Below are 12,860 nucleotides of genomic sequence, written 5' to 3'. Positions count from 1 at the left end.
GGCGGCAGGCCCGGCCGCCCGCTTTTCAACATAAAGGAGATTCTATGGCGAAATTTGCTGTCAATACATTGGAATTCGACAAAGTGAAAATCCTGCTGGCGGACCAGGCCGGCACCTCCCTGGGCCGGAAACTGGCCCTGGATCTGGTGAGCTCCAGCCGGTTCGAGCAGGTGAAACTGGCCCAGGAGGAAACCGCCGAAGCCGTCCAGCTGCTGGACGAAGGGAAACGGCTGCCCCTGGGGGGCATGACGGACATCAGCCCCCTGGTGAAACGGACCCGGGTGGGGAGCATCCTGGAGCCGGAAGACTTCAAGGCCATCGGGGACACCATCGACGGTCTCCGTCATCTGAAGCAGTTCCTGCTGGAAGATACGGAAAACGCCCCGGCCCTCCGGGATTACGGTCCCCAGCTGGGGGATTTCTCCCGGCTCAGCAAGCAGCTGTCCAGCGCCCTGGATGAAAAGGGCAACATCAAGGACAATGCTTCCGTGAAGCTCCAGGGCCTGCGCACCGGGATCCTGGCAGCCAAGAACCGGGTGAAGGACAAGCTGAACAGCCTGCTCCACGACCCCAACAACCAGAAATACTTCCAGGATGCCCTGGTGACCATGCGGGAAGACCGGTACGTGATCCCCATCAAACAGGAATACCGGCTGAACTTCCCCGGGGTGGTCCATGACCAGAGCGCCAGCGGGGCCACCCTGTTCGTGGAACCCATGGCGGTGGTGAACCTGAACAACGACATCAAGAAATACCGGCTGGAGGAACAGGCGGAAGTGGAACGGATCCTCCGGACCCTCACCGGCCACGTGGGCAGCGAGGCGGAAAACATCCTCAGCTCCCTGGACATCGCCGCCCAGGTGGATCTGATCGGGGCCAAGGCGGCCCTGGCCCAGAAGCTCCACTGCTGCCGGCCCATGATGATCCTCCAGCAGCGGCTGCGGATCACCCAGGGACGCCATCCTCTCCTGGACCAGGAAAAGGTGGTGCCCCTGGACATCAACCTGGGAGACGATTTCACCACCCTTTTGATCACCGGTCCCAACACCGGGGGCAAGACCGTGGCCTTGAAGACCGTGGGGGTGTTCGCCCTCATGGCCCAGGCGGGGATGTTCGTCCCGGCCAGAGAAGCCATCCTGCCGGTGTTCGGGGGCGTCTATGCGGATATCGGGGATGAACAGAGCATCGAACAGAGCCTGTCCACCTTCTCCGGCCACATGAAGAACATGATCTCCATCCTGGACGAAGTCCGGGAAGGGGACCTGGTGCTGGTGGATGAAGTGTGCGTGGGCACCGACCCCACCGAAGGGGCGGCCCTGGCCATGGCCATGATCGAGTATCTGTACAAGAAGAAGGTGCTCACCATCATGACCACCCACTACAGCGAACTGAAGACCTTTGCCTACGAGCATGAAGGCATGGAAAACGCCAGCGTGGAATTCGATCCGGAAACCCTGCGGCCCACCTACAAGCTGCTCATGGGAGTGCCCGGCAGTTCCAACGCCTTCTACATCAGCAAGAGGCTGGGGCTGCCTCAGGGGATCCTGGACGAGGCCAGGACCTTCATCGGGGAAGGCCACAGCAATATGGAACGGGTGCTCCAGAACCTGGAAGGGGAGCGCCGGGAATACGAAAGCCGGAAGGACGAGATTTCCGCCCTCCAGCGGGAAGCGGAATACCTGAAGAACGAACTGACCCGGCAGAAACAGGATCTGGAAAAGAGCCGGAACGCCATCCTCCGGAAGGCCCGGGAACAGGCGGACGAACTGTACCGGAACGCCCGGCGGGAATCCACCTCCATCCTGAAGGAACTCCGGGCCAACCAGGACATGGTGGAAAGCCGGAAGGTGGAACAGCTGGCGGAACTGTCCCGGAAGGTGCTGAACAAGAACTTCTCCATTGACGGGAAGCCCATGCCCGAAGGCCAGGGGCTCACCAGCGGCAATGCGGCGGTGGGCAAGAAGGTGTACGTGAAGAAGATCGGCCAGAGCGGCACCATTGTGGCCCTCAACGGCAAGGAAGTTACGGTGCGGATCGGGATCATGAAGATGAACCTGAAGCTGAAGGACTGCCTGCTGCTGAAGGAAGCTCCCAGCCAGCCCAGGAGTACCCACCGGACCCTGAAGAAGAGTACCAGCCAGGGCCACAACCTGTTTGTGAAGAAGGCCCAGGATGCCACGGTACAGATCGATGTCCGGGGCAAAACCGTGGATGAGGCCATCCCCTATGTGGACAAGGCCATCGACGACGCCCTGCTGGCCGGGATGGACCGGTTCCGTCTGGTCCACGGGAAGGGCACCGGCATGCTCCGGAAAGGCCTCCTGGAATACCTGGACCAGCACCCCAATGTGCTGAAAACAGAAATGGCCCCCCTGAACGAAGGGGGCTTCGGCGCCACCATTGTGTGGGTGAAATGAAAAGGGGGTGTGAAAAAATTCACACCCTGGTCGTGGGCCGCCAGTCACGGGTCGCGAGCCGCAATCAAAGAGGGTGTTGCACGTTCTGTGCAACACCCTCTTTTTCATTCATTTCACCTCTTCCATCAGCTTCGCCAGCCGGCTCTGGGCCACATCGGCCTGGGTGATGGCGGATTCCGGTTTCCACCAGGCCAGGGACCAGGATGGGTCGTGGAGCCGGGAAAGGCCCACAGGCGTCCCGATGTCCCGGGGAGAGGCCCAGGAAAATAAGGTCAGATCGGGCTTGTAAACGCCCAGCTGTTCTCCCGTGGGAGCCAGGGATCTGGTCATGGGCTGGACAATGGGCCGCAGGGGGATCCGGGGCAGCTGCACCGGCCGGGCAGGGGTCACGGGCGTATAGACGGGAGTGGGGATGGGGCGGTGGTTCTGGTAGCCTCCAATGGGAACCGTGGGACGGGGCAACGGGGAACCGATCCGTCCGGGCTTGGGCACCGGGATGGCCCCGGCGGCCAGCGCCGAGCCGCAGACGGAAAGCGCCGTAAGGATGGTCAGGAAAAACCGTTTCCAAATGGACTGTGTCATGGGAATCACCTCTTTGTTTCCTATTATACCATATTGCGCAGGGAGCTGCACGCCGGCGCCGGTGGTCCGTGTTGGGGGCCATGGCAATCTTAGCATTGCGATGCCGTAGGGGCGCCAGGCCCGGGCGGCCCGCCAAATCAGCAGTTGACCATGTGTTTTGCGGGGCGCCGGGCCGGCGCCCCTACGGTTGGAGCAGAGTTCCCGCCCATTTCGAACGATAGTGTAACTTATGTTATAAAAGTTCGATAAATCATTGACATCCCCCCGGTCCGTTGATAGAATAAGAGTATAAAATTATTGTGGTGGTTTGGCTCTGAGAAACTTGAACAGCGTTGTGCAGGCGGTATCACGGGCCTTTTTTCATTGGAGGTGCTCACGAATGAAAGTAGCAATTATCATGGGAAGCAATTCGGACTGGCCGGTGCTGGAACCTGCGGAAAAAGTCCTGAAGGATTTCGGCGTGGAAGTGGAAGTGGTGGTGGCCAGTGCCCACCGGACTCCGGAACTGGTAAAGGAATTCGCCGCCGGTGCCCGTGACCGGGGTGTGGAAGCCATCATCGCCGCTGCCGGGGCCGCTGCCCACCTGGGCGGGGTCATTGCCGCCTACACCACCCTGCCGGTGATCGGCATTCCCATCAATGCTACTCCCCTGAACGGGATGGATTCCCTGCTGAGCTTCGTCCAGATGCCTTCCGGCATCCCGGTGGCCACCATGGCCATCAACGGAGCCAAGAACGCCGCCATCTTCGCAGTGGAGATCCTGGCCGGTGCCCATCCGGAACTGGTGCAGAAACTGGCGGATTTCAGAGCCAGGATGCAGGAAGAAGTGAAGGCCAAAGGGGAAAAACTGGCTGCTGCCAGAGCCGCCGCTGCCAAAGCATAAGGAAACGGGAGGAACTATGGGGGACAACTTTTTTGCAGAAGACAAGCTCCATGAAGAATGCGGGGTCTTCGGCATCTATTCCAAAAAAGACGATGTGGCACTGAACACCTACTGGGGGCTGTTCGCCCTCCAGCACAGAGGCCAGGAAAGCGCCGGCATTGCCGTTACTGACGGCCGGCACATGCACATCAAAAAGGGCATGGGCCTGGTGAACGATGTGTTCAAAGACGGCCTGAAGGGCCTGGACGGTTACATCGCCGCCGGCCATGTGCGCTATTCCACCACCGGCGCCAGCATGCCCTACAATGTACAGCCCCTGAAGGTGTTCTACGACGGGGGCAACCTGGCCATGAGCCACAACGGCAACCTGACCAACGCGGCGGAACTGCGGAAGGAACTGGCTGCGGACGGGGTGGTGTTCCAGACCACTATCGACAGTGAAGTGGTGCTGAGCCTGATCGCCCGGAGCCGGAAGAAGACCCTGCCGGAACGGGTGGCGGAAGCCGCCGACACCATCAAGGGGGCATTTGCCATCCTGATCATGAACGACAGCCAGCTGATCGCCTTCCGGGATCCCTACGGGTTCCGGCCCCTGTGCCTGGGCCGTCTGGACCATGGATGGGTGGTGGCCAGTGAAACCTGCGCCCTGGATCTGGTGGGGGCCCATTATGTGCGGGATGTGAAGCCCGGGGAAATGATCGTCATCGACGACGAAGAAGCGGAACCCAGAAGCATCATGTACAGCACCTGCAAACCGGCCCACTGTGCCCACTGCATCTTCGAATACGTGTATTTTGCCCGTCCGGACAGCATCATCGACGGGGAAAGCGTGTATCAGGCCCGTCTGAACATGGGCCGGATCCTGGCACGGGAAACCAAAGACATCAAAGCGGACGTGGTGATTTCCGTCCCGGATTCCGGGACTCCCGCCGCCATCGGCTACGGTCTGGAAGCGGGGATCCCCTTTGTGGAAGGGCTCACCAAGAACAAATACATCGGCCGGACCTTCATCCAGCCCACCCAGAAACAGCGGCTCAACGCGGTGCGGCTGAAACTGAACGCCAACCGGAGCCTGGTGGCGGGCAAATCCGTGGTGATGGTGGACGACTCCATCGTTCGGGGCACCACCAGCGGGAAAATCGTCCAGCTGCTCCGGGATGCGGGAGCCACCGCCATCCATGTGTGCATCAGCTCTCCTCCTGTGATGGATTCCTGCTTCTACGGCATCGACACTTCCGAACGGAAGGAACTGATCGCCGCCAGCAAGACCGAAGAGGAAATCCGCCAGTACATCAAGGCGGACAGCCTGCACTACATCACCATGGAAGGGCTCCGGGCCAGCCTGTCCGTGCTGAAGCCCGATGACATGTGCTATGCCTGCTTCAACTCCCATTATCCGGATGGAGCAGATAAAGAAATGAAAAAAGGATCCAAATTACAGTTTGAACTGGGTTGCTAAGGAGGAAACAGCGTGAGCGAGAAAAAGGTCATTACATACGCAGATGCAGGAGTGGACATCGACGCCGGCAACAAGGCTGTGGAACTGATGAAGGACAGCGTCCGGGCCACCTACCGTCCGGAAGTCATCGGGGATCTGGGGGGCTTCGGGGGCCTGTTCGCCCTGGGGAACAAATACCAGGATCCGGTGCTGGTTTCCGGTACCGACGGGGTTGGCACCAAGCTGAAGATCGCCTTCATGATGGACCGGCACGACACCATCGGCCAGGACGCCGTGGCCATGTGCGTCAATGATATCCTGGTCCAGGGGGCGGAACCTCTGTTCTTCCTGGATTACATCGCCACCGCCAAGGTGGAATCCCAGAAAATCGCCGACATCGTCAAAGGGGTGGCCAATGCCTGCAAGGAAAGCGGCTGCGCTCTGATCGGCGGGGAAACCGCTGAAATGGCCGGGTTCTATGCCAAGGACGAATACGACATCGCCGGCTTCAGCGTGGGCGTTGTGGAACGGAGCAAGATGATCACCGGGGAGAAGGTAAAGGCCGGAGACGTGCTGCTGGGCCTGCCTTCCACCGGGGTCCATTCCAACGGGTTCTCCCTGGTCCGGAAGATCTGCTTCGAAGCCCAGGGCTTCAGCGTGGATACCTACATCCCGGAATTCGGCAAGACCCTGGGTGAGGAACTGCTGACTCCCACCCGGCTGTATCCCAGGACCATCCTGCCCATGATCAAAAAATTCGACCTCCACGGCATGGTCCACATCACCGGGGGCGGCTTCTACGACAACATTCCCCGGATCCTGCCGGAAGACTGCGATGCGGAAGTCCATGCAGACGCCTGGGAAGTGCCCGCCGTGTTCAAGAAGCTCCAGGAATGGGGCAATGTGCCGGTGAAGGAAATGTACCGGACCTTCAATATGGGTGTGGGGATGGTACTGGTGGTGGATCCGTCTGAAGCGGACGCCGTCCGGGCCCATCTGAAAGAAAACGGGGAAACCTTCTACGAACTGGGCCAGGTGGTGCCCGGGAACAGGAAGACCGTCATGAAAGGCGGGGTTTTCGGTGACTAAGCGGAAAATCGGGGTGCTGGTCAGCGGCCGGGGAAGCAATTTCCAGGCCGTGGCCGACAAGATCAAAAAAGAGAACCTCCCCATCGAGATCGCCGTGGTGATCAGCGACAGCCCGGAAGCCTATGCCCTGGAACGGGCGGAAAAAATGGGCATCCCCCATTATGCCATTGCCCGCCAGGACTATGTGGACAAGCCGTCCTTTGAAGCGGCCATCGACAAGACTCTCCGGGAAGCGGGAGTGGAACTGGTGGTGCTGGCCGGGTTCATGCGGATCCTCAGCGGGGATTTCGTGAATTCCTGGTACCACAGGATCATCAACATCCATCCGGCCCTGCTGCCGTCCTTTACCGGGCTGGACGCCCAGGGACAGGCCCTGAACTACGGGGTGAAGATCGCCGGCTGCACCGTCCACTTTGTGGATGCCGGGATGGATACGGGGCCCATCATCATGCAGGCTGCCGTGCCGGTGCTGGACGAAGATACCCATGATACCCTGGCTGCCCGGATCCTGGTCCAGGAACATACCATCCTGCCGGAAGTGGTGAAGCTGTGGGCGGAAGACCGGCTGACCGTGAATGGCCGGAAAGTGAAAATCCGGAAATAAGGAGAACGATCCATGTTGAAAATTCGCAGAGCATTACTGAGCGTTTCTGATAAGACCGGCATTGTGAAGCTGGGCTATTTCCTGAACAACAACGGGGTGGAAATCATTTCCACCGGCGGTACCATGAAAGTCCTGAAGGAAGCCGGCGTGCCGGTGACCTATGTGAGCGATGTGACCGGGACCCCGGAAATGATGGACGGCCGGGTGAAGACCCTGAACCCCAAGATCCACGGGGGCATCCTGGCGGTGCGCAGCAATCCCAAACATATGGAAGACATGAAGAAAAACGGGATCCAGCCCATCGACCTGGTGGTGGTGAACCTGTATCCCTTCCAGCAGACCATTGCCAAACCGGATGTTACGGAAGCCGAAGCCATCGAAAACATCGATATCGGCGGGCCGGCCATGGTCCGGGCTTCTGCCAAGAACTTCCACGATGTGGTGATCATCACCAATCCGGACCGGTATGAAGACCTGATCCACATGCTGAAGGAAAAAGGCGACATCGACCTGAAGACCCGGAAGATGCTGGCCCAGGAAGCCTTTGCCCATACGGCGGAATACGATACGGCCATTGCAGCCTATCTGAAGAAGCAGCTGGAAAGCGAAGAATAAGGGAGGCTTTAGCATGCAGGTACTGGTAATTGGCGGCGGCGGCCGGGAACATACCCTGGTCTGGAAGCTGGCCCAAAGCAAAAAGGTGACGAAACTCTACGCAGCTCCCGGGAATCCCGGCATGAAGGACCTGGCGGAATGTGTGGACCTGGATATTGCGGACCTGGACGGTCTGGCGGACTGGGCGGAAAAACACGCCATCGACCTGACGGTGGTGGGGCCGGAAGCCCCGCTGGTGGCCGGTATCGTGGATGTGTTCAAAGCCCGGGGTCTGACCATTTTCGGGCCCAGTGCCAAAGCGGCGGAAATCGAAGGCTCCAAGATTTTCTCCAAGGAACTGATGGAAAAGTACGGGGTGCCCACGGCCTTCTTCAAGGTGTGCGACAACCTGGCGGATGCCAGGGCCTTTGTGGAAGAAAAAGGCGCGCCCATCGTGATCAAGGCGGACGGCCTGGCTGCCGGCAAGGGTGTGGTGGTGGCCATGACCAGGGACGAAGCCCTGGCAGCCCTGGACGAAATGATGGGAGCCCACAAGTTCGGCAGTGCCGGCAACCGGGTGGTCATCGAAGAGTTCATGGAAGGGGAGGAAGCCTCCCTGCTGGCCTTCACCGATGGGAAGACCATTGTGCCCATGCTGGCCGCCCAGGACCACAAACGGGTGAATGACGGGGACCAGGGGCCCAATACCGGGGGCATGGGGGCCTACTGCCCGGCTCCGGTGATGACCGATGCCCTGAAGGAAAAAACCGTGAAGGAAGTGCTGCGCCCCATTGTGGATGCCCTGGCCAAGGAAGGCCGGCCTTATTCCGGCTGCCTGTATGCCGGTCTCATGATCAAAGGGGACAGTGTAAAAGTGGTGGAATTCAACGCCCGGTTCGGGGATCCGGAAACCCAGGTGGTGCTGCCCCTGCTGAAAAGCGACCTGGCAGAGATCATGGTGGCCTGCGCCAACGGCACCCTGACCCCTGACCTGGTGGAATGGAGCGACAAGGCGGCCGTATGCGTGGTCATGGCCAGCGGCGGCTACCCGGCATCCTACAAGAAGGGGATCCCCATCACCGGTCTGAAAGCGGCCAATGCCATGGACAATGTGGTGGTTTTCCACGCCGGTACCCGGGAAGAGGACGGGAAGATCCTCACCAACGGGGGCCGTGTGCTGGGGGTGACCGCTGTGGCTGATGACATTCCTTCCGCCCAGCAGAAAGCCTATGACGCCGTGGACAAGATCCATTTCGACGGGGCCCATTACCGCCAGGATATTGCCTGGAGAGCCCTGCGCCGGCTGAAGGCAAAATAAGAACCGTTACAGACCGCAGTCCCTATCCAGCCTCTGCGGTCTGTTTCCGTAACGGAAAGACTTTGTTGGAAAAAAAACAGAAAAACCTGTTGCATTTGTGACAGACTGGTGCTAAAATGAGAAAAATATTTCAAAGGGGGATATACAATGGCTTTTATCTATGATGAACCTGCTCATACTTTCAGTGAGTATCTTTTAGTTCCTGGATATTCTTCCAGCGAATGCATCCCGGCAAATGTGAGTCTGAAGACTCCGCTGGTGAAATTCAAAAAAGGTGAAGAACCGGCTCTGACCCTGAATATTCCCCTGGTTTCCGCCATCATGCAGTCCGTATCCGACGACAACATGGCCATCGCTCTGTCCCGTGAAGGGGGCATCTCCTTCATCTACGGGTCCCAGACCATCGAAAGCGAAGCTGCCATGGTGGCCCGGGTCAAGAGCTTCAAGGCCGGATTCGTGGTCAGCGACTCCAACCTGCGTCCGGAAAGCACCCTGGCCGATGTACTGGCCCTGAAGGAAAAGACCGGCCACAGCACCATGGCCGTTACCAGCGACGGCAGCAAGAACGGTCATCTGGAAGGCATCGTCACCAGCCGTGACTACCGGATCAGCCGTATGAACATGGAAGACCAGGTGAAGGATTTCATGACCCCGGTTTCCGACATGGTGGTGGGCAGCAGCGACATCACCCTGAAACAGGCCAATGACATCATCTGGGAACACAAACTGAACACCCTGCCCATTATCGACAAAGAGGGCAACCTGATGTACATGGTGTTCCGGAAAGACTACTCCACCCATAAACAGTATCCCCTGGAACTGCTGGACAACCAGAAACGCCACGTGGTAGGTGCCGGCATCAACACCCGTGACTACGAACAGCGGGTACCGGCCCTGGTGGAAGCCGGTGCGGACGTACTGTGCATCGACTCCTCCGAAGGCTACAGTGAATGGCAGAAACGGACCCTGAAATGGATCCGGGACAAATACGGTGATTCCGTCAAGGTAGGGGCCGGCAACGTGGTGGACGCCGAAGGCTTCCGGTTCCTGGCAGAATGCGGCGCTGACTTCGTGAAGATCGGGATCGGCGGCGGTTCCATCTGCATCACCCGGGAACAGAAAGGCATCGGCCGGGGCCAGGCTACGGCAGTCATCGAAGTGGCCAAGGCCCGGGACGAATACTTCAAGGAAACCGGCATCTACGTGCCCATCTGCTCCGACGGCGGCATTGTGTACGATTATCACATGACCCTGGCTCTGGCCATGGGTGCTGACTTCCTGATGCTGGGCCGGTATTTCGCCCGGTTCGACGAATCCCCCACCAACAAGGTGAACATCAACGGCACCTACATGAAGGAATACTGGGGCGAAGGTTCCGCCCGTGCCCGGAACTGGCAGCGGTATGACCTGGGCGGCGACAAGAAACTCTCCTTCGAAGAAGGGGTGGATTCCTACGTGCCCTACGCCGGCGGCCTGAAAGACAACGTGAACCTGACCATCTCCAAGATGCGGTCCACCATGTGCAACTGCGGGGCTCTCACCATCCCCGAACTGCAGAAAAAGGCCAAACTGACCCTGGTATCCGCCACCAGCCTGGTGGAAGGCGGGGCCCACGACGTTCTGCTGAAAGAAAATACTTCTTCCAACTATCCGAAATGAGGCGGATAAGGGGGGTGTGAAAAAATGCTTTTTCACACCCCGTCACTAGTCACTAGTCTCTAGTCACTAGCCGATGGAAGCCAGCTGACGCAAGCGAAATAAAGGCGCTGTGGATGATTTTTTCACAGCGCCTTTCCTTTTTCCTTCCGTTATGTTACAATGGGGAAAATTTTTTCAGGAGGTCCTGGTATGACACGATTCCAGAAAATGGTCCTGGCCCTTTTGGCCGGGAACCTGCTGTGCACTTTCGGGCTGTATCTTCGGCTGGACAGCCAGCAGCTGCTGCTGGAAAAGGAAGTCCGGAGCATGAAGCGGGACATTGTGGGCACCCGGTACGACGACACCAATCTGAAAAACAGCCTGGCCAGCCTGGAAAAGCAGGTGGGGAAGCTGGGAGAAGATACCCGGAAGGCCCAGGCCAAACAGGCGGAACCGGCCCCGGCACCGGAACCCCGTCCGGCTCCCAAAAAGGACCCCAGCGGGATCCAGAGGCTGATCGACAGGATATTCGGGCTCCGCTAACAAGCCCGCGACTCGCGACCCGCGACCAAAGGGACTGTGAAAAAATGATTCTTCATTTTTTCACAGTCCCTTTTTTGCATACCAAAACCCGTTCCCATCACCCGTTACATATGGTACAATAAACTATACGACATTAACCGGGAGGGCGGAAGCGTATGCGTGAATATACGAAAGTGACCATCACCCGCAAAGGGGAAAAAATGGCCCGGGGCGGGCACCCCTGGGTGTTCGGGGACGAAGTGCTGGACGTGGCCGGTCCTGTGGAAAACGGGGACCTGGTGGACGTGGTCAGCGAGAAGAAGGGCAAGTACATCGGTACCGGTTTCTACAACGACCATTCCAAGATCCGGGTGCGGCTCCTGTCCCGGAACGCCAACGACCGGTTCGATGAAGCCTTCTTTGCACGGCGGATCCAGTACGCCCTGGATTACCGGAAAACCGTCATGCCCGGAGAGGATTTCAAAGACTGCCGGCTGATCTTCGGGGAAGCTGACGGCTTCCCGGGACTCACCGTGGACCGGTTCGGGGACGTTCTGGTGGCCCAGGTGCTGAGCCTGGGCATGGAACAGCGGAAGGAACTGATTTTCACCCAGCTCCTGGAGCAGCTCCGGGCCATGGGCGAAGAGGTGAAAGGCATCTACGAACGGAACGATGTGAAGATCCGGGAACTGGAAGGGCTCACGGAAGGCCAGGGCATTGCGGAAATCCCCGGCAGCACCCTGACGGAACAGGATCTCATGCCCATCATCACGGAAAACGGCCTCCGGTACCGGGTGGACGTGGTGAACGGCCAGAAAACCGGCTATTTCCTGGACCAGAAATACAACCGGCTGGCGGTTTCCCGGATCTGTGCCGGCAAGCATGTACTGGACTGCTTCACCCACACCGGTCCCTTTGCCCTGAACGCGGCCAAAGGGGGCGCTGCCAGCGTCACGGCGGTGGATATTTCCGGGGAAGCCCTGAAACGGGCCCGGGACAACTTTGCCCTCAACGGACTGGAAGACAAAATCCAGACCGTGGAAGCCAATGTGTTCGAATACCTGACGGATCTGGAAAACAAAAAGCAGCATCCCTTCGATTTCATCATCCTGGATCCCCCGGCCTTTACCAAAAGCAGCCACACGGTGAAAAGCGCCTTCCGGGGCTACAAGGAGATCAACCTGAAGGCCATGAAGCTGCTGCCCCGGGGAGGCTACCTGGCCACCTGCAGCTGCAGCCATTTCATGAAAAGCGAACTGTTCGTGGAAATGCTCCATGAGGCCGCCCGGGATGCGGCGGTTTCCCTCCGGCAGGTGGAAGCCCGGCAGCAGGCTCCGGATCACCCGATCCTGTACAATGTGCCGGAAACTGATTATCTGAAATTCTATATCTTCCAGGTGGTGTAAGCCCCTGGAGAAACGAGGTGTCCCATGTTCAAGAAAATCACCCTGGCGCTGGCTTTCTGCTCCCTGGTGGGGGTGGGCGCCCTGCCGGTCCTGACCGGTACGGCTCATGCCGCTTCCACGGAAGAACGGTTCCAGCAGTCCAAGATCATCATGATGACCACCCGCAATGGTGTGCCTTTCTATGCCGAACCGGGAAAAGACAGCCTGACCCTGGGCTTTTATCCCAAAGGCACCATTTTCGTGCCCATCAACCAGACCCGGAATGCGGTGGAAAACAAAGTCTACAATCTATGCATCCGCTTTGACGGTGCCGTTGGATGGCTCTCGTCGGACGACGTGGCTCTGACGCGGAAGTAAAAGCGGGGGAAC

12 protein-coding genes are annotated in these 12,860 nt (G+C 58.8%); 11 read left to right on the top strand and 1 reads right to left on the bottom strand.

Translation table 11 applies throughout. From position 1 onward, the window contains the following. Positions 1-44: 44 nt before the first annotated feature. Entirely contained in the window at positions 45-2,417 is a 2,373-nt protein-coding gene (locus ACFER_RS06540; RefSeq protein WP_012938631.1) for an endonuclease MutS2, read from the top strand. Between the two features lie 108 nt (positions 2,418-2,525). On the opposite strand, the gene ACFER_RS06535 is transcribed toward ACFER_RS06540, so the two are convergent. Then, positions 2,526-2,999 carry a hypothetical protein gene (locus tag ACFER_RS06535; protein WP_012938630.1) on the bottom strand — a complete coding sequence of 158 codons (474 nt, stop codon included), beginning with the start codon at positions 2,997-2,999 and terminating at the stop codon, positions 2,526-2,528. 379 nt (positions 3,000-3,378) lie between these two features. On the opposite strand from ACFER_RS06535, the gene purE reads away from it, so the two are divergent. The 10 genes from purE (at position 3,379) to ACFER_RS06485 (ending at position 12,848) form a co-directional block, all read left to right on the top strand. Then, positions 3,379-3,882: a 5-(carboxyamino)imidazole ribonucleotide mutase gene (gene purE / locus ACFER_RS06530; RefSeq protein ID WP_012938629.1), complete on the top strand. Its 504-nt coding sequence runs from the start codon at positions 3,379-3,381 to the stop codon at positions 3,880-3,882. 16 nt (positions 3,883-3,898) lie between these two features. Further along, positions 3,899-5,341, top strand: coding sequence for an amidophosphoribosyltransferase (purF, locus tag ACFER_RS06525; protein ID WP_012938628.1), 1,443 nt, complete (start codon positions 3,899-3,901; stop codon positions 5,339-5,341). Positions 5,342-5,353: 12 nt separating this feature from the next. Then, positions 5,354-6,409, top strand: coding sequence for a phosphoribosylformylglycinamidine cyclo-ligase (gene purM, locus ACFER_RS06520; RefSeq protein ID WP_012938627.1), 1,056 nt, complete (start codon positions 5,354-5,356; stop codon positions 6,407-6,409). Continuing rightward, positions 6,402-7,013 carry a phosphoribosylglycinamide formyltransferase gene (gene purN, locus ACFER_RS06515; RefSeq protein WP_012938626.1) on the top strand — a complete coding sequence of 204 codons (612 nt, stop codon included), beginning with the start codon at positions 6,402-6,404 and terminating at the stop codon, positions 7,011-7,013. Before purM ends, purN begins: the two co-directional genes overlap by 8 nt. 15 nt (positions 7,014-7,028) lie before the next feature. Continuing rightward, entirely contained in the window at positions 7,029-7,628 is a 600-nt protein-coding gene (locus ACFER_RS06510) for an IMP cyclohydrolase (protein WP_074704204.1), read from the top strand. Positions 7,629-7,641: 13 nt separating this feature from the next. Beyond that, the gene (gene purD, locus ACFER_RS06505) at positions 7,642-8,925 is read left to right on the top strand and encodes a phosphoribosylamine--glycine ligase (RefSeq protein WP_012938624.1); all 1,284 of its coding nucleotides are present in this window, start codon (positions 7,642-7,644) and stop codon (positions 8,923-8,925) included. A 147-nt stretch (positions 8,926-9,072) separates the two neighbouring features. Continuing rightward, positions 9,073-10,584 carry an IMP dehydrogenase gene (locus tag ACFER_RS06500; protein ID WP_012938623.1) on the top strand — a complete coding sequence of 504 codons (1,512 nt, stop codon included), beginning with the start codon at positions 9,073-9,075 and terminating at the stop codon, positions 10,582-10,584. Between the two features lie 189 nt (positions 10,585-10,773). Beyond that, positions 10,774-11,106, top strand: a complete 333-nt coding sequence (locus tag ACFER_RS06495; RefSeq protein WP_012938622.1) for a hypothetical protein — start codon at positions 10,774-10,776, stop codon at positions 11,104-11,106. 155 nt (positions 11,107-11,261) lie between these two features. After that, entirely contained in the window at positions 11,262-12,491 is a 1,230-nt protein-coding gene (locus ACFER_RS06490; RefSeq protein ID WP_012938621.1) for a class I SAM-dependent rRNA methyltransferase, read from the top strand. A 24-nt stretch (positions 12,492-12,515) separates the two neighbouring features. Then, a complete protein-coding gene (locus tag ACFER_RS06485; protein ID WP_012938620.1) occupies positions 12,516-12,848 on the top strand; it encodes a hypothetical protein in 333 nt (110 codons plus the stop codon). The last annotated feature ends 12 nt before the right edge of the window (positions 12,849-12,860 follow it).

This window comes from Acidaminococcus fermentans DSM 20731 (assembly GCF_000025305.1).
In the GTDB taxonomy this organism is placed as follows: Bacteria; Bacillota; Negativicutes; order Acidaminococcales; family Acidaminococcaceae; genus Acidaminococcus; species Acidaminococcus fermentans.
Note: the sequence above shows the minus strand (reverse complement) of the source record. Positions and strands in the feature narration are given on the sequence as shown.

Bases quoted from the DNA above. Each gene is read 5' to 3' on its own strand.
- ACFER_RS06485 (WP_012938620.1), top strand. From the start codon at position 12,516: ATGTTCAAGAAAATCACCCTGGCGCTGGCTTTCTGCTCCCTGGTGGGG.
- ACFER_RS06535 (WP_012938630.1), bottom strand. From the start codon at position 2,999: ATGACACAGTCCATTTGGAAACGGTTTTTCCTGACCATCCTTACGGCG.
- ACFER_RS06490 (WP_012938621.1), top strand. From the start codon at position 11,262: ATGCGTGAATATACGAAAGTGACCATCACCCGCAAAGGGGAAAAAATG.
- ACFER_RS06540 (WP_012938631.1), top strand. From the start codon at position 45: ATGGCGAAATTTGCTGTCAATACATTGGAATTCGACAAAGTGAAAATC.
- ACFER_RS06495 (WP_012938622.1), top strand. From the start codon at position 10,774: ATGACACGATTCCAGAAAATGGTCCTGGCCCTTTTGGCCGGGAACCTG.
- purF (WP_012938628.1), top strand. From the start codon at position 3,899: ATGGGGGACAACTTTTTTGCAGAAGACAAGCTCCATGAAGAATGCGGG.
- ACFER_RS06500 (WP_012938623.1), top strand. From the start codon at position 9,073: ATGGCTTTTATCTATGATGAACCTGCTCATACTTTCAGTGAGTATCTT.
- purD (WP_012938624.1), top strand. From the start codon at position 7,642: ATGCAGGTACTGGTAATTGGCGGCGGCGGCCGGGAACATACCCTGGTC.
- purE (WP_012938629.1), top strand. From the start codon at position 3,379: ATGAAAGTAGCAATTATCATGGGAAGCAATTCGGACTGGCCGGTGCTG.